The following is a 16614-nucleotide window of genomic DNA, read 5'->3' on the forward strand; positions in this document are numbered from 1 at the left end:
GTGGTAGCGCCCTTACGGAGAAAAAGAATGTTTAATAAAGAAGCTGATTTTGAAAACGCACTGATTGCCTTGCTTGCCACCAAAAGCTGGGAAAAGGAAGTGTTGCTCTATCCCACCGAAGAAGAGTTGATTGCCAACTGGCAGGAGCATTTGAATAAAACCAACCAACATATCGACAAGCTCGATGTGCCGTTGCTTCACACGGAAATGAACCAGATTTTGGAGCAGGTGCAGGCATTGAAAACGCCTTATGCTTTAAACGGCTTTATCAACGGCAAAACGGTGGCAATCAAGCGTGAAAATGAGGCAAGCCGTCATTTCGGCAAGGAAGTGTCGCTGGATATTTTTGACCGTGAGGAAATTTCTGCCGGCAAAAGCCGCTATCAAATTGCCCAGCAGCCCCAATTTACTCCTCGTTCGGATTTATACCCTAAGCAGCGCGGCGATTTGATGTTGTTAATTAATGGGATGCCGATGTTCCATATTGAGTTGAAACGTTCAGGCGTGCCCATCAGCCAAGCGACCAATCAAATTGAGCGATACCATAAGGCGGGCGCGTTTTCGGGCATTTTTAGCCTGGTGCAGGTGTTTGTGGCGATGACGCCGGAAGAATGCCGCTATTTTGCCAATACCGGCGGTCAATTAAATCCGGCGTTTTATTTCCGTTGGGCGGATTTCAATAATGTGTATATGAACGATTGGGATAAGGTGGCGACGCATTTCCTCTCGATTCCGATGGCGCACCAGTTTATCGGCGATTACACCATTGCTGATGCGAAAGACGAGCAGCTGAAAGTGTTGCGCAGCTATCAGTATTATGCGGTCAACAAGATTGCCGACACAGTGGCAAAAACCGATTGGACTTCGGGCAATCAGCGTGGCGGCTATATTTGGCATACCACCGGCTCGGGCAAAACGATGTCGAGTTTTAAATCGGCACAGTTAATCAGCCGCCGCAAAGATGCGGATAAGGTGATTTTCTTGCTCGACCGTATTGAGCTGGGCAAGCAATCGCTGGAGGAATATCAGAATTTTGCCGATAGTAAAGATGATGTACAGGCAACGGAAAACACCGCCATTTTGCTCGCCAAGCTGAAAAGTAAACAAGACCGCGACCGCTTAATCGTTACCTCCATTCAAAAAATGAGTAATATCAAAGCGGAAGAAGGGGTAAATGAGGCTGACATCGAGCAAATCAGTGGCAAACGGCTGGTGTTTATTATTGATGAAGCCCACCGCACTACTTTTGGCGATATGTTGCTCACCATTAAGCACACCTTCCCCAATGCGCTTTTCTTCGGCTTTACCGGCACGCCGATTGAAGAAGAAAACGCTAAGAAAAATTCAACCACTGCCACGGTTTTCGGTAATGAATTGCACCGCTATTCGATTGCAGACGGCATTCGTGATGAAAATGTATTGGGATTTCACCCCTTCCATATCCGAACCTTTAAAGACAGCGATTTACGCAGAGCCGTCGCATTGCAAGAAGCTAAAGCAACAGATGAAAACGAAGTATTTGCCGATGATCAAAAGAAAAAAATCTACAATCAATTTATGAACGATGTGCCGATGGCGGGAGAATATACTTCAGACGGGAAATATCAAAAAGGTATTGAAGATTATGTACCCAATGCGCAATATCAAACGCCGGAACACGTTAATGCCGTCATAGACGATATGCTGGAAAATTGGAAACGCCTCAGCCAAGGCAAAAAATATCATGCCATTTTTGCCACCAGCTCTATTCCCGAAGCGGTCAATTATTATCGCTTAATTAAAGCCAAAATTGCTGAGAAAGTCAGAATTGCTGAGGAAGTCGGAAATTTTGAGGAAGCCAAAAATGCCGAGCTGAAACTGACCGCCCTTTTCGATCCGAATATTCTCAACGATGGGCAAGGCAACGACAAGGAAATATGGATTGCCGAAATTTTGGAAGATTACAACGCCCAGTTCCACACAAGCTTCGACTATGCCACTTATTCCCGATTTAAAACGGATTTGTCGGATAGGTTGTCGCATATCAATGCGTATAAGAGAATCAAGCCCGACGAACAGCTGGATTTGTTGATTGTGGTCGATCAGATGCTGACAGGCTTCGACAGCAAATGGCTCAATACGCTCTATTTAGACAAAATTTTGGATTACGCCAACTTGATTCAGGCGTTTTCCCGTACTAACCGCGTATGCGACAAAACGGATAAGCCTTTTGGTTTAATCCGCTATTACCGCAAGCCGCATACGATGCAACGCAATATTGAGCGAGCCGTAAAACTTTATTCGGGCGACCGTCCTATGGGGCTGTTTGTCGATAATTTAGATAAGGTTATCGACAAAATAAATGTCTGCTTTGCCGATATTGCCGATATTTTCAAATGGGCAGGATTAGAAGATTTTTCAAAAAACCCTGATGATACAACCTCATGCGCAAAGTTTGTCAAACTATTCAATCAGTTCAATGAGCACTTACAAGCTGCTCGGCTCTTGGGCTTTTCTTGGGGAAAATCAAGCTATGATGTGGTACAGGAAGACGACAGCGTGATCACTGCCACACTCAATTTCGATCAAGAGACCTACGATAAACTGCTGGCTCGTTATAAAGATTTGTTTAAAGAAAGTTCAGGCAATGGTGGCGGTAGCGATGATGTGCCATTTGATTTGCGTTCGCACATCAACGAAATCGAAACCGATAAAATTGATCAAAATTATATGAATGCCCGTTTTGAAAAATGGCTTAAAACCATCGGCGGCATAGAAGAAGCTGCTGCACTTGAGGAGCTACACCACTCTTTTGCTACGCTTTCTAAAGAAGATCAAAAATTTGCTGAGTTGTTTTTACACGATGTGCAATCCGGCGATATCAAGCTTGATCCAAATTTAGCATTAAGTGATTACATCACCACGTACAAACAAAAAGATGCCAATGATAAGGTGCTAAAAGTAATTAAAGGTTTAGGGCTAGATGGAGATTTGCTACGTGCACTGTTGGCAAGAAAATATACCAGCGAAAATTTAGACTTAGGCAGACTAAATGACCTAAAAGCTACAGTCGATAGGGAAAAAGCCAAAGTTTATTTTAACGAAGAACGTATATTTTATTTAAATATACGGATTGATGAATTTCTAAGGGAACTAATTACAAGATAGTTATTACCTATTGAAAGATTTTTAAGCATCATCAAATGACGTATTCCTATCTGAATATTAGTCCCCTTACCTACCCAACTACAAAGGCTGAGCCAAATCATTTTCCGTGTTGTAGCTGATAAAATCCTGCTCATGAGGGAAATGGACAACCCTCGCGCGCTGTTGCTGCAGCCAACCTCGGATGCTGCGCATTCCTGAATAAAGGTATGGCACGGTGCTTTGTAGGATTTGCGGTCGGATAAACATCACGCTGTAATGCGGCCTGGCAGAGGTCTCTACATAAAACGCATTGCACAATGGCGTGCGCCGCGCGATGGTTTCAAATTGGGACACCAAATTTTCCGGCATCCGCGGCATATCGCAAGATACGATGAGCAGCCAATCGGCAGTAGCAATTTGTAAATCGTTGGCGGCGGTACACAAGGCGGCCAAAGGGCCGTAATGTTGCCATTGGCGCGCATCGGAGAAAACGTGCGCGCTGCGTTGGGCGTAGGATTCGAGATTGCGGTTGGCACTGATGGCGATATGGCTGACTTGCGGGCGGATTTTTTCGATAACGTGATCTATCAAGGCTTTGTTGTGCCACTGCACCAACCCTTTATCGACACCTCCCATCCGGCTTCCCTGCCCGCCGGCCAATATCAGTGCAAAAATTTTCATTTTGGTAGTCCTTTGCAAAGCAGAGTGCGTAAGTGTTATTCGAGATGTTGTATTTATGGAATAAGTTTTAAGGCTTCAGGCCGTCTAAAACCTGATTTTGTGATTTAATTCACTTAAGATGAATTTTATCATAACATGATTTTACATTAAACCCCTGTTTTTTCTTATCATAACCATACAATTATTTTAGACAGGTTGTTTATAGGCCGAAAGAATGATATTTTTATAAGATTATCGGATTAGTCTTCCTGCGTGCTTTATGCGTTTATTCTCCGGATCTTCAGACGGCCTGAGCCTGTCCTCGCGTTTAAAACTGCTGACTGTGTTATGGGTCGGCTCGGCTTTTTTGTCGATTGCCTTTACCCTGCTGCTTTCTTGGCGTTTGGAAAGCGCGGCCAAAACGATTGAAGATGCGGGCAGCTTGAAAATGCAGGTGTATCGCTTGGCTTATATGGCAAGCGTCCGTACGCCCAATGCTCAAATTGACAACCAAATCAAAGAATTTGAACGTACGCTGGCCAATGTAACGCAAAGCGATGCCATTCATCCGCTGATTCCGTCACAAATGCCGCTGGCTTACGATTTGATCCAATCGATGCTGTTAATTGATTGGGAATCCAACATCAAGCCTTCTTTGCAACATTACGAGCGGCCGACCCAAATCGGCTTATACCGTTTTGCCGGCAATATCGAGCTGTTTTTACAGGCGATGGAAAACGCCAACGAGCAAAATACTTTGTGGCTGCGCCGTTTTCAAATGGCGATGATGTTGATGATTTTAGTGGCTGCCGGCTTGATGATTGTTTGGCATTATTCGTGGATCATCCGGCCGCTGGAAAAATTGCGCGACGGGGTAGAAACCATCAGCGAAGGTCGTTTCGGGGTACAAATCGATACAGACCAAATTCGTGAATTCTCCCAAGTCAGCAAGGGCTTCAACCAAATGAGCCGCCGTCTGAAAACGCTTTATACGGATTTAGAAGGACAGGTTGCCCAACAAACCCAAGACTTGGCCCGGCAAAACCGTGACTTGACCCTGCTCTACCAGACTACGCGCAACCTGCACCAAACCTTTACGCCGCAACAGGCCGCAGAAGAATTTTTGGCTCAGATTCTGCCGGCGTTTTCCGCTTTGGGCGGTACGGTATATCTTTCCGATGAGGAACGGAAACGTTCTGATTTGGCGGCAAGCGTCGGTGAAACCGAAGAAGGAAATCGTGTAGAATTTCCGATCGTTTATCAAGACGAACAACTCGGCGTACTGACCCTATATTTTTCAGACGGCCATATGCCTGATGAGCAAGACGAAAAACTGCTGCATACCTTAAGCGGACAGCTGGGCATTTCCATCGCCAGCAACCGCATGGAACAAGAGCGCCGCCTGCTTGCAGTTTTACAGGAGCGTAACTTGATTGCGCAAGGTTTGCATGACAGCATCGCGCAAGCTTTGACCTTTTTGAATTTGCAGGTACAAATGCTGGAAAGCGCGTTTGCTTCAGACCAACGCGAGCAGGCCGAAGAAAATATCGGCTTCATCAAAGACGGCGTGCAGGAATGCTACGAAGACGTCCGCGAACTTTTGATGAATTTCCGCACCAAAATCAGTAATAAAGATTTTCCCGAAGCGGTAGAATCGCTGCTGGCGCGTTTTGAACGGCAAACTGGTATCCCGGTTGATTTAAAATGGCAGGACGACGGACAGGCATTAAATTATGATGAACACTTGCAAATCATCTTCATCTTGCAGGAAAGCCTGTCCAATATCCGGAAACACGCGCGTGCGCAACATGTCAGCGTCGAAATTGCCAACCACGGCGATTTTGTCATGACGATTCGGGACGACGGCGCAGGCTTTAATAAAGAACATCTATCAAACCGGCCTTCAGGCGAACATGTCGGCTTGGGCATTATGCAGGAACGGGCCCAACGGATTAACGCAGAATTGGCCATTACATCGCAGATTGGGCAAGGTACGGCGGTTATGCTGACTTTGCCGCAACAAATGAGAACAGCATCATGACGATTAAAATTACCCTTATTGACGACCACACCCTATTTCGCAGCGGCATCAAAGCCCTGCTCTCCCGCCAGCCCGATTTTGAAGTCGTCGGCGAAGCTTCAGACGGCCTGGCCGGCGTAAAAATGGTCGAACAGCTTAAGCCTGACGTAGTTTTGTTGGACTTGGATATGCCGGTCATGAACGGCCGCGAAGCACTGGCTCAAATTTTGAGCATCAATCCACAACTGACCGTCATCATGCTGACCGTTTCCGAAGACAGCGACGACTTGACCGAATGTATGCGTATGGGTGCAAAAGGCTTTTTGCTGAAAAACATCAACGCCGACTTCCTCTTGGAAAGCATTCGCAAAGCCGTCGATGGCGACAATGTCTTCTCTCCAGAAATGACCAGCCGCTTGGTGCAATCGCTGATTTCCCCTTCTCCTTCACGCTCCGACCACCTGCTGGCGCAGCTGACCCCGCGCGAAATGGAAATCTTGGGCTACCTTGCCGCCGGACACAGCAATAAAATCATTGCCCGCCATTTAAACTTGGCTGAGTCAACCGTCAAAGTGCATGTGCAGAACCTATTGCGCAAGCTGAATCTAAGCAGCCGCGTCCAAGCTGCGGTTTATGCGGTGCAACACAAAGTACCGCAACCGGTATTGTCTTAAAAAGGCCGTCTGAAACCTTCTTTTTAAAAGGTTTCAGGAAAAGCGTTTATTCGCTATAATCACGCCGATTTATATGCAGGGTTGTCTGATTTTTTCAGACGGCCTTTTTATTTGATTTCTCACTGATTTAAAACAACATGTCCGAAAACATTCCAGAAAATACACCCGAAAATACCGTTCCTGAAGAACACAAACGCAGCATCCGCAGTTTCGTCTTGCGTCAAGGCCATATGACCGCTGCCCAACAGCGCGCCATCGATACAATGTGGCCGCAATTTGGTGTGGACTTCCAAGAAGCTCCTTTGGATTTGAACCGCGCATTCGGCCGGGATAATCCTAAAGTTTTGGAAATCGGTTTCGGTATGGGCGTCGCGACAGTGGAAATCGCCAAACGTCTGCCCGATACCGACTTTTTAGCAATTGATGTTCACGGCCCGGGCGTCGGCAATATCTTGAAGCTGATTGAGGAAGAACACATTTCCAATATCCGCGTAATGCGTCATGATGCGGTGGAAGTAGTGGAAAAGATGCTGGAAGACGGTTCTTTAGACGGCATTCATATTTTCTTCCCTGACCCTTGGCACAAAAAACGTCACAATAAACGCCGCTTGGTACAAGTGCCGTTTGTTGAAAAGCTGCTGCCCAAACTCAAAAGCGGCGGCTATGTCCATATGGCGACCGACTGGGAAGAATACGCCGTGCAAATGCTGGAGGTTTTGAGCAGTTTCGACGCTTTGCAAAACACGGCTGCCGATTACGCCCCTACGCCCGATTATCGTCCTGAAACCAAATTTGAAGCCCGAGGCAAACGATTGGGTCATGGCGTTTGGGACTTGGTGTTCCGTAAAAAATAAAGCCGAACATAAAACACAAGGCCGTCTGAAATTTTTCAGACGGCCTTTTATCTTACTGATTAAGCCAAGAAAAGTTTATAAGCCGGATTATCGGTTTCTTCTTTATAAACATAACCCAAGCTCTCCAAGAAGTCGGCAAAGGCTTCATTGTCGCTTTCAGGTACATCGATACCGACCAAAATACGGCCGTAGTCCGCACCATGATTGCGATAATGGAACAAAGTAATATTCCATTCGGCGCGCATATGGTTCAAGAAGCGGGACAATGCGCCGGGACGCTCCGGAAATTCAAAGCTGACCAAGCGTTCGCTGGATACTTTTTCCGTACGTCCGCCGACCATGTAACGGATATGGATTTTGGCGATTTCGTCATTGGTCAGATCGACATTGGGCAAACCTGCGTCAGCCAGTTGTTTGCTGATGACGGCCAAGTCTTGCGCACCGGCGGTTTGCAAGCCGACAAAAATATGCGCATTTTTATCGCTGCCGTAGCGATAGTTGAACTCAGTAATGTTCCGGCTTCCCAGCAAATTGATAAACTTCAGGAAGCTGCCCTTTTCTTCGGGAATGGTAACGGCGAAAATACCTTCGTTGCCCTCGCCCAGCTCACTGCGCTCCGAAACGTGGCGTAAGCGGTGGAAGTTCATATTGGCGCCACTGGTGACGGCAACCAAATTTTGACCTTGGATATTGTTTTTCGCAACGTAAGCCTTCAGGCCGGCAAGAGCCAATGCGCCCGCAGGCTCAGTAATGCTACGCGTATCGTCAAAAATATCTTTAATCGCGCCGCACAACATATCCGTATTGACCGTAATAATTTCGTCCAACAGCTCTTTACACAGGCGGAAGGTTTCCTCGCCCACCACTTTAACCGCCGTGCCGTCTGAAAACAGGCCGACATCTTTCAAATGTACGATTTTCCCTGCCTCAACCGATTGCTTCATACAGCAAGAATCATCAGTTTGCACGCCAATCACTTTAATTTCAGGACAAACTTGTTTGATAAACGCCGCTACGCCTGCTGCCAAGCCGCCTCCACCAATCGGAACAAAAATCGCATTGATATTGCGGTGTTGACGGAGGATTTCCATGCCGATGGTTCCCTGGCCGGCAATCACATCCGGATCATCAAAAGGCGCAATATAAGTCAGCTTTTCCTTTTCGGCCAACTCCATCGCATAATCATAGGCATCATTGTAAGACACGCCTTTCAATACCACTTCGCCGCCACGGCTCTTTACCGCGTCAATTTTGATTTTAGGCGTTGTTTCCGGCATCACGATGACGGCGCGGCAACCCAAATACTGCGCCGATAAAGCCACACCCTGCGCATGGTTGCCCGCGCTGGCAGCAATCACGCCGCAATCCAAAGCTTCTTTCGGCAGCTTCGCCATTTTGTTGTACGCACCGCGGATTTTGAACGAAAACACCGGCTGCAAATCTTCACGTTTGAGCAAAACCTGATTGTTCAGACGGCCTGACAGACTGCGTGCCAAATCCAAAGGCGTTTCTACGGCTACATCATAAACGGAAGCGGTCAAAATACGGGTCAGATAATCGGAAAGAGGAAGAGGATGGTTCATGGTATTCAGTGTTCGAAAATAAATTGTCATTCGGCCGAATCGGCCTGAGGAAAAAGTTAAAACCATACCCCTGAGGCCGTCTGAAGGCAAGAAAAATCTTAGCAAAGCCTGAATGAAACGGTATAATGTCCGCTTACTATCTATTTAGTATGCCAAACTGTTTACTCGATAACAGTATCCACCCATATTCAAATTTACAAACAATGATGAAAAAAACGCTACTTAGCTTAATTTTTGCTGCCCTCCTGAATACCCACGCCCTTGCCGCCGACCCGGTTGCCTCCGCACCTGCCGTACAAGGCGAGGCACAGCCGCAGCCATTGTTGCACAGCATCAACAGTCCGACAACGCCTCCGGAAATCGCGGCAACCGCCTACATCGTTACCGACCTGCACAGCAAGCAAACCTTGGCATCCAACAATGCCGACGCGCCTATCGAACCTGCCGCGTTGACGCAAATGATGACTGCCTACCTTGCCTTTAAAGCATTAGAAAACGGTACACTTGAAGCAAGCCAAATGCTGACCGTTTCCAATGCCGCATGGAAAGTCGAAGGTTCGCGTATGTTCCTCGACCCAAAAGTGCCTGTCAGCGTCAGCTCCTTAATTAAGGGGACAACCATCCAATCGGCCAACGATGCCGCCATCACCCTTGCAGAAGCCATCGGTAACGGCTCTATCGATGAATTCGTCAAACAAATGAATGAAGAAGCCAAACGCTTGGGCATGAAGCACACCCACTTCAACAACCCGACCGGCATTTCTTCTAACGGCCATGTTTCAACCGTTGGCGACTTGGCCATTTTGGCAGCCGCGCTGATCAACGACTATCCGAAATACTATCCTTTGTTTGCAAATAAATCTTTCAAATACAATAATATCGAGCAGCCCAACCGCAATCTTCTGCTCTATCGCGACAGCAGTATCGACGGTTTGAAAACCGGCTATTCTGAAGGAGCAGGCTATCATCTTGCTGCTTCCAGCAAACGTAACAACCGCCGTATTGTTTCCATCCTTGCCGGTGCCGAATCCACCGAAGCGCGCGCAAGCGAAAGCAGCAAACTGCTCAACTGGTCATTGCAGGCATTTGATACGCCTAAACTTTACAACGGCGGAGAAGTGATTTCCCAAGTCAAAGTTTACAAAGGCAGCACCAAAGCCGTAGACATCGGTTTCTTGGACGATGTTTACATTACCATTCCCCACGATACCGGCAAAAACGTCAAACCAATCTTAGAAACGCTTCAGCCCGTCCTCGCCCCGATTGAAAAAGGTCAAGTATTGGGCAAACTGAAAGTCATGAAAGACGGCAAAATCATTGCCGAAAAAGACGTCGTCGCCCTAACCGGCGTGGAAGAAGGCAGCTGGTTGCGCCGTATGTGGGACGCGATTGTGTTGTGGTTTAAAGGTTTATTCAGTTAAACAATCAACCATAACAAAATAAGCCACAAAAAGGCCGTCTGAAACCTGTTTGCCAGATTTCAGACGGCCTTTATTCAGCCTAAAAGACAGCTAATTAGATAATTCCAGCGTTGGCGGTAGATGCTGTGTCATCGTGAACATCAACCGTATCGACAGACGAGTAGCTCATGCGGTCAGTATGCGTATTGACGTCTGACAAATTACTGATATTGTCATTACCTGACAACCTACCCATCAACTCTTGCAGGCTCAATGTGCCTTCATCGAAACGGAAGGTATCAATCACGGCATTGTTAGTGTTACCGGAAAAGAATTGGTCATTGATGGTAATGCTGTCCCCTTCTGATCCCTTAACGGTAATTTTCCAATCGATATTGCCTCGAACATCAGTGATGGCATCAATATGCAGGTCATTAACAGAGATATTTTGGCCAAATTGCAGTGCATTATGTTCGCCCACATTATCGGTAATCGTATCCTTACCTTCTCCAAGGCTGAAAACATAAGTATCGGCACCCTTACCGCCTACCAAGTAATCGGTTCCTTGTCCGCCAAATAAAACATCGTTGCCATCGCCGCCATTCAAACGGTCATTGCCACTTTCACCCCATAAAGTATCGTTGCCGTTACCTCCATGTATAGAATCATTACCCATACCGCCATTGAGACGATCGTTTCCATCATAGCCAAAAATAATGTCATTACCTGAATCACCGTTAATCGTATCATTGCCCAAACCGCCTCTGATACGGTCATTGCCATCGCCGCCGCTGACAAGAGCATGGCTGCTGTCTGTAATTGTGATGATATTATCAGCACCTAAATGATTCGCAGCTTGGGTAAGACTGTGATCATCTATTTCCGCTACATTTTTTGCAGAAGTATTTTCTGCTACCGAAAGGCTATGATTATTTTCGATGGTTAATGTAGTCTCGTTTACAGGCTCCGGAATATTGCCTTCTTTAGGATTACGGGTTTTGGTAATCTCTTGGTCGGAAAGATTATTCACAATAGTGTTATTTTCAATTTTGATATTGTTGAGTTCTCCCAAAATATCTTTTTCGGGAGTAGCATAATCCCTGCCTTCTTCCAAATCGATAGAACCTTTAACACGACCATATGTGTCGGCATTAGTCCCGTTGTTTACCAGTAAGTTATCGTGAACGGAAATACCCGTATCATTGAAATCAAAATTATGGCTGTTTTTGAATACAGTGTTTAAGCGTACGCCACCCCAATTGGCATTATCTTTAATAAGGTTATTGGCTACTTCATGACCTTTGCCGCCAAAGATACCAATACCTGCCGCACGCCAGCCTAATTCAACGGTATTGTTTAAAAAGTGGTTATTTTCAGCAACATGGGCATTGGTATTCTCATGATGACTTGACCATGTTGCTAAGCCATCATCACCATTGCCACGGATATTGGAATTGATAACAGTGGAATTGCTGGTACCTTGTGCAAAGTTAACGCCGTCTGCAAAGTTGTTGCGAATAGTGGCATTGGAGATAGTCAAACCATCAGTGTAATTTAAAGGTTTGTTTTTAGAATAATCCCCAATCCATACGCCAGCTTCAAAATGTTCAATTTTGATATCGTGAATAGAAGAGCCAGTACCTAAAGTGCCGGATATCCCTTTATAATTGGCTTTCTCATCATGTCTTGAATTTAGATTTGAATCCATAGAGAGATTGCCCAAATCTATATCTTTACTACCGGGTTCAAAAGTAATACCACCGCCACCGCTCGCATAACCCTTATCATCGTATTTAGCAGCTTCAGTATTCAAAAAATGTAACTTAGTGTGCCATTGCCCTGCACCGGTAATCTTAATACCATCAGGAACATAAAGGGAAATCGGTCGTGAAAAATCAAATTGACCTTCAGGAATGTAAACAGATTTTTTAGACGCTTTTGCAGATTCAATCGCAGCTATGAATGCTTGGTAATCATCCGAGCCGTCATTGGCGACTGCGCCGAAATCAGTAATGCTGACACTGTTTTCAGGCTGTCTAATGGCGTCCGGTGCCTTTTCCAAATCAACCAAGTCAATGCCTACGGGCGTGCTGTCGATATTAGTGATTGTAACCTTATCCCCTACCTTGATATTGGCCTCTTTAAATAATTGGCTGACTTCGTCAAATTGGAAGCGGGCAAGCCTATCTGCCGCAGGCGTATCATGAACTTTAATATCATCATTCGGATGATATGTATAGTTATCCAAATATTGCCAGTTAGATTTGGAAGACAAATCCAAAGTACCGATCACTGTATTATTGACTTTGACTTCTACTTTACCGCTTTCACCGTCAGGAACGGTATAACGGATGGTTACGGCATTGGCATCTGCTTGTGCAATAAATGACACAGATGCATTAGTAGGCAAATCAACATATGCCTGACCGCTTGCTTCACGGGCAGTTGCGCGTTCTGCCTCTGAAGAAGAGGCATTTTTAACAACGCCGTTTTTCAGTTCACTTTGTTCTGCCTCATAAGTCGTATAGCCAAGTTTGGCACCATATTGAGAGGCATTGGGTACTGCTGTTTTAATGTTTACCATTTAATATATTCCTTCAAAAATGTCGTAATATTGAATTATTCTTTTGTAAAATGCTTTTATTAGTCATAATTTTGGCATAAAAGTTCAATATACTATTGTTTAATTTTGAAAAGAAAATGCCGTCTGAAAATATAGAAATTTTCAGACGGCATCTCAATGCCTTATTAGATTGTTGATAAAGATTTAAGCCAAACCTTTTTTCTCCAGATAGCTTTCGTAATCGCCCAAGTAGTGTTCATATCCGCCTTTGCCATCCAATTCGATGATTTGGGTAGCCAATGAAGATACAAACTGACGGTCATGCGATACAAAAATCAGCGTGCCGTTGTATTTTTCTAGTGCCATGTTCAAGGATTCGATGCTTTCCATGTCCATGTGGTTGGTCGGTTCATCCATGACTAAGACATTGGGTTTCAACAGCAACAGTTTGCCGTAAAGCATACGGCCTTTTTCGCCACCGGAGAGAACCTTCACTTTTTTCACAACATCGTTGCTGCCAAAGAGCAAGCGGCCCAAAGTGCCGCGGATGACTTGCTCGTCATCGCCTTCCTGACCCCATTGGCGCATCCATTCGCTCAGGTCCATATCGACGTCGAAGTCGTTTTCATGGTCTTGCGGATAGTAGCCGACACTGGCTTTTTCCGCCCATTTGATGGTGCCTTCGTCCGGCAGCAGGCCGCCTGAATATTCGGGGTTGTACGCACCTGCCAAGAGTTTCAGCAAGGTAGATTTACCCGCGCCGTTCGGGCCGATGATGGCAAGGCGTTGGCCTGCTTCAAGGATGAAGTTCAGGTTTTTAAACAACTGGGTTTCAAAGCGTTTGGCCAGTTTTTCAACTTCCACAGCCTGACGGTGCAATTTGGCTTTTTCGTCGGCTTCAAAACGAATATACGGGTTTTGACGGGTAGAAGGTTTGACTTCGACCATTTCCGATTTGATTTTGTCTGCCTGCTTCAGACGGCTGGTTGCCTGACGGGCTTTGGATTTGTTCGCAGAGAAGCGTGCAACGAACTCTTGCAGCTCTTGCAGTTTCTCTTTGGCTTTGGCGTTGTCTTTCAGGGCGCGCTCACGCGATTGGGCGGAAGCAAGCATATAGTCGTCGTAGTTGCCCGGATAGATGGTGATGGTGTTGTAGTCCAAATCCGCCATATGGGTGCAGACTTCGTTCAAAAAGTGACGGTCGTGCGAGATGATAATCATGGTGGAGTCGTACTGGTTCAACACGCCTTCCAACCAGCGGATGGTATTAATGTCCAAGTTATTGGTCGGTTCGTCCAAAAGCAATACATCTGGCTTGGAGAACAGGGCTTGCGCCAGCAATACGCGCAGCTTGAAGCCCGGGGCGACTTCTGCCATGGTCGCATTGTGCAAATCTTCGGAAATGCCCACGCCGCTCAACAATTCGGCAGCGCGTGCTTCGGCAGTGTAGCCGTCGTATTCGGCAAACTTAGCTTCCAGTTCGGCGGCTTTCATGTAGTCGTCTTCGGTAGCTTCGGGGTTGGCGTAAATCGCATCACGCTCGGTCATCGCCGCCCACATTTCGGTATGGCCCATCATCACTACGTCCAGCACGCGCATGTCTTCGTAGGCAAACTGGTCTTGGCGCAATTTACCCAAACGCACGCCGTTTTCAATCGCTACTTCGCCGGCAGTCTGTTCCAAATCGCCGCCGAGGATTTTCATGAAGGTGGACTTGCCTGAGCCGTTGGCGCCGATCAAGCCGTAACGGTTGCCTTCGCCAAATTTGACGGATACGTTTTCAAACAGCGGCTTTGCGCCGAACTGCATGGTGATGCCGTTGGTAGAAATCATTATTCGTAAAACCTTTATAAATAGAATGTTATAATCGGACGCGATTGTAGCATATTTTTGCAAAGACCTCAGGATTGAGGCCATAGCAAGTGTGCCCAATGCCTATGCAAGATAAAAACAGACAGCGCTTCACGCAAAAATGCGTTGTAGGCAGCATTTCAGGCCGTCTGAAACGGAGAAACAATATGGAAACGCACAAAATCTATTACGCCGTGATTATTTTGGTATGCGCCGCTTCCATGCTGCTCAGCCCGTTTTTCTATATCCGCCGCACACGATCTGGCGCTGAATTACGACGTGCGCCCAGACAGTGGAAGCCCATCCTCTTCGCCAACATCATCATGATTGCGGCTTTGCTTGTTTGGTGGAAATGGTTTTAAGGAAAAATAAAAATGAACAAAATTTGGATCAGTACATTACTACTCACTTTGACAACTGCAATTTCCGCCGCGCCTATTTTTGAATGTACCGATTCTGCCGGCCGCAAAGTCTATACCCAAGCCGGCGGCAAAAACTGCAAAGCCAGCAATATCGGCAAACCGTCCGTCTATACTTCTGCGCCTGTTTCAACACCGGCAACGCCGATTTCCCCAAGCAAAACCGAGCAAGCGGAAGAAGCTGTCGCCCCGGTCAATCCGGCTGACGTCGGCGCAGCCAAGCGTGCTTTGGATACCGCCAAGAAAAACTTGGAAGAAGGCAAAAAAGTGCGTTATGGCAATGAACGCAACTATGCCCGCTATCTCGAACGGATCAAGGGTTTGGAAAAAGCCGTCCGCTCGGCTCAGGAAAACTATGACGCGGCGCAACACCAGCCTGCATCTCAAGATCCTGTTGCCTATTGATCCTTACCACACCAGCAAGGCCGTCTGAAATTTGGTTTTCAGACGGCCTTTTCATGTCTTCAATATAACAAAATCGTCTTTATACCAAACAAAGCATTCTTTCCAGTTTTCAGACTGCCTTGTTAAAGTAAGCGTGTATTAAATTCTGACGGTTGCCATTATGTTGTTACTCAAAACGCCTTCTGTATTGCCGGGTTTCAAGCTCAGTTTGGGTTTGACGGTTTTATGCCTGTCGCTTTTGGTGGTTTTGCCGTTTGCGATGATGGCGGCCAAAGCAGCAGAAATCGGCTGGAGCGGATTTTGGAACACGATTACCGAACCCAATGTCTTGGCGGCCGTCTGGCTGAGCTTGCGGATGTCGTTTTATGCGATGTTAACCAATATCGTGTTCGGCACGTTGGTCGCCTGGGTATTGGTGCGCTATGAATTTCCGGGCAAAGGGTTGGTAAACGCTTTGGTCGATTTGCCGTTTGCGCTGCCGACAGCGGTAACAGGCATTGCGTTGGCAACCCTGTATGCGCCCAATGGCTGGATAGGCCGTTTTTTCGAGCCTTTGGGTATCAAAATCGCCTTTACGCCCATCGGTATTTGGATTGCGCTGATTGTCGTCAGCCTGCCCTTTATCGTCCGCGCCGTACAACCGGTATTGGAAGAATTGTCGGGCGAGTATGAAGAAGCAGCGGCAACTTTGGGCGCAAGCCGTTGGACTACGTTCCGCCGTGTTCTCTTGCCTGAAATCACACCGGCCTTGTTGACCGGTGCAGGCATGATGTTTGCCCGCTCTACCGGCGAATACGGCTCGGTCATTTTCATCGCGGGCAATATTCCGATGGTGTCTGAAATCCTGCCCTTGATTATTACCGGCAAACTGGAGCAATACGATGCTCAGGGCGCGTCTGCCGTTGCTCTGTTTATGCTGATGATTTCGTTTGTCATCCTGCTGATTTTAAACATTATGCAATGGACTTTGAGCCGCCGTGCCGGAGCGAAGGTTTAACAAACAATAGGCCGTCTGAAACATCAAGCAAACATTTTTTAGACGGCCTAAACGGATACAAG

The 16614-nt window shown here is 46.6% G+C and carries 12 protein-coding genes; 8 read left to right on the plus strand and 4 right to left on the minus strand.

The window, feature by feature from the left end; genetic code table 11:
• Positions 1-27: 27 nt before the first annotated feature.
• Positions 28-3147 (plus strand): type I restriction endonuclease subunit R, encoded by a 3120-nt coding sequence (locus ACTHUR_RS08390; protein ID WP_440361164.1) that lies wholly within the window; start codon positions 28-30, stop codon positions 3145-3147.
• A gap of 78 nt (positions 3148-3225) precedes the next feature.
• Here the strand turns inward: ACTHUR_RS08390 and mobA are convergent, their stop codons facing one another.
• Positions 3226-3807, minus strand: coding sequence for a molybdenum cofactor guanylyltransferase MobA (mobA, locus tag ACTHUR_RS08395; protein WP_004520569.1), 582 nt, complete (start codon positions 3805-3807; stop codon positions 3226-3228).
• A 259-nt stretch (positions 3808-4066) separates the two neighbouring features.
• On the opposite strand from mobA, the gene ACTHUR_RS08400 reads away from it, so the two are divergent.
• From ACTHUR_RS08400 to trmB, 3 genes are all read left to right on the plus strand, one after another.
• The gene (locus ACTHUR_RS08400; protein WP_004520570.1) at positions 4067-5827 is read left to right on the plus strand and encodes a histidine kinase; all 1761 of its coding nucleotides are present in this window, start codon (positions 4067-4069) and stop codon (positions 5825-5827) included.
• Complete coding sequence (locus tag ACTHUR_RS08405) at positions 5824-6480, plus strand: response regulator (RefSeq protein WP_004520571.1); 657 nt, start codon at positions 5824-5826, stop codon at positions 6478-6480. Before ACTHUR_RS08400 ends, ACTHUR_RS08405 begins: the two co-directional genes overlap by 4 nt.
• A gap of 137 nt (positions 6481-6617) precedes the next feature.
• Positions 6618-7334, plus strand: a complete 717-nt coding sequence (trmB, locus tag ACTHUR_RS08410; RefSeq protein ID WP_039862398.1) for a tRNA (guanosine(46)-N7)-methyltransferase TrmB — start codon at positions 6618-6620, stop codon at positions 7332-7334.
• A 59-nt stretch (positions 7335-7393) separates the two neighbouring features.
• Here trmB and ilvA read toward each other — a convergent pair whose 3' ends face one another.
• Positions 7394-8917 (minus strand): threonine ammonia-lyase, biosynthetic, encoded by a 1524-nt coding sequence (ilvA, locus tag ACTHUR_RS08415; protein ID WP_004520573.1) that lies wholly within the window; start codon positions 8915-8917, stop codon positions 7394-7396.
• Between the two features lie 203 nt (positions 8918-9120).
• On the opposite strand from ilvA, the gene ACTHUR_RS08420 reads away from it, so the two are divergent.
• Positions 9121-10338, plus strand: coding sequence for a D-alanyl-D-alanine carboxypeptidase family protein (locus ACTHUR_RS08420; RefSeq protein ID WP_004520574.1), 1218 nt, complete (start codon positions 9121-9123; stop codon positions 10336-10338).
• A 94-nt stretch (positions 10339-10432) separates the two neighbouring features.
• Here ACTHUR_RS08420 and ACTHUR_RS08425 read toward each other — a convergent pair whose 3' ends face one another.
• Positions 10433-12901, minus strand: coding sequence for a type 1 secretion protein (locus ACTHUR_RS08425; protein ID WP_440361165.1), 2469 nt, complete (start codon positions 12899-12901; stop codon positions 10433-10435).
• Between the two features lie 183 nt (positions 12902-13084).
• Positions 13085-14713 carry an ABC-F family ATPase gene (locus ACTHUR_RS08430; protein WP_049336108.1) on the minus strand — a complete coding sequence of 543 codons (1629 nt, stop codon included), beginning with the start codon at positions 14711-14713 and terminating at the stop codon, positions 13085-13087.
• A gap of 185 nt (positions 14714-14898) precedes the next feature.
• Here ACTHUR_RS08430 and ACTHUR_RS08435 point away from each other — a divergent pair, with 185 nt between their 5' ends.
• From ACTHUR_RS08435 to cysT, 3 genes are all read left to right on the plus strand, one after another.
• Positions 14899-15093 carry a hypothetical protein gene (locus tag ACTHUR_RS08435; RefSeq protein WP_049336152.1) on the plus strand — a complete coding sequence of 65 codons (195 nt, stop codon included), beginning with the start codon at positions 14899-14901 and terminating at the stop codon, positions 15091-15093.
• 12 nt (positions 15094-15105) lie between these two features.
• Positions 15106-15555 carry a DUF4124 domain-containing protein gene (locus tag ACTHUR_RS08440; protein WP_049336110.1) on the plus strand — a complete coding sequence of 150 codons (450 nt, stop codon included), beginning with the start codon at positions 15106-15108 and terminating at the stop codon, positions 15553-15555.
• A gap of 160 nt (positions 15556-15715) precedes the next feature.
• Positions 15716-16552 carry a sulfate ABC transporter permease subunit CysT gene (cysT, locus tag ACTHUR_RS08445; RefSeq protein WP_003683475.1) on the plus strand — a complete coding sequence of 279 codons (837 nt, stop codon included), beginning with the start codon at positions 15716-15718 and terminating at the stop codon, positions 16550-16552.
• Positions 16553-16614: the final 62 nt, after the last annotated feature.

It is taken from the genome of Neisseria sp. P0021.S007, assembly GCF_051956855.1.

Bases quoted from the DNA above. Each gene is read 5' to 3' on its own strand.
- ACTHUR_RS08390 (WP_440361164.1), top strand. From the start codon at position 28: ATGTTTAATAAAGAAGCTGATTTTGAAAACGCACTGATTGCCTTGCTT.
- mobA (WP_004520569.1), bottom strand. From the start codon at position 3,807: ATGAAAATTTTTGCACTGATATTGGCCGGCGGGCAGGGAAGCCGGATG.
- ACTHUR_RS08400 (WP_004520570.1), top strand. From the start codon at position 4,067: ATGCGTTTATTCTCCGGATCTTCAGACGGCCTGAGCCTGTCCTCGCGT.
- ACTHUR_RS08405 (WP_004520571.1), top strand. From the start codon at position 5,824: ATGACGATTAAAATTACCCTTATTGACGACCACACCCTATTTCGCAGC.
- trmB (WP_039862398.1), top strand. From the start codon at position 6,618: ATGTCCGAAAACATTCCAGAAAATACACCCGAAAATACCGTTCCTGAA.
- ilvA (WP_004520573.1), bottom strand. From the start codon at position 8,917: ATGAACCATCCTCTTCCTCTTTCCGATTATCTGACCCGTATTTTGACC.
- ACTHUR_RS08420 (WP_004520574.1), top strand. From the start codon at position 9,121: ATGATGAAAAAAACGCTACTTAGCTTAATTTTTGCTGCCCTCCTGAAT.
- ACTHUR_RS08425 (WP_440361165.1), bottom strand. From the start codon at position 12,901: ATGGTAAACATTAAAACAGCAGTACCCAATGCCTCTCAATATGGTGCC.
- ACTHUR_RS08430 (WP_049336108.1), bottom strand. From the start codon at position 14,713: ATGATTTCTACCAACGGCATCACCATGCAGTTCGGCGCAAAGCCGCTG.
- ACTHUR_RS08435 (WP_049336152.1), top strand. From the start codon at position 14,899: ATGGAAACGCACAAAATCTATTACGCCGTGATTATTTTGGTATGCGCC.
- ACTHUR_RS08440 (WP_049336110.1), top strand. From the start codon at position 15,106: ATGAACAAAATTTGGATCAGTACATTACTACTCACTTTGACAACTGCA.
- cysT (WP_003683475.1), top strand. From the start codon at position 15,716: ATGTTGTTACTCAAAACGCCTTCTGTATTGCCGGGTTTCAAGCTCAGT.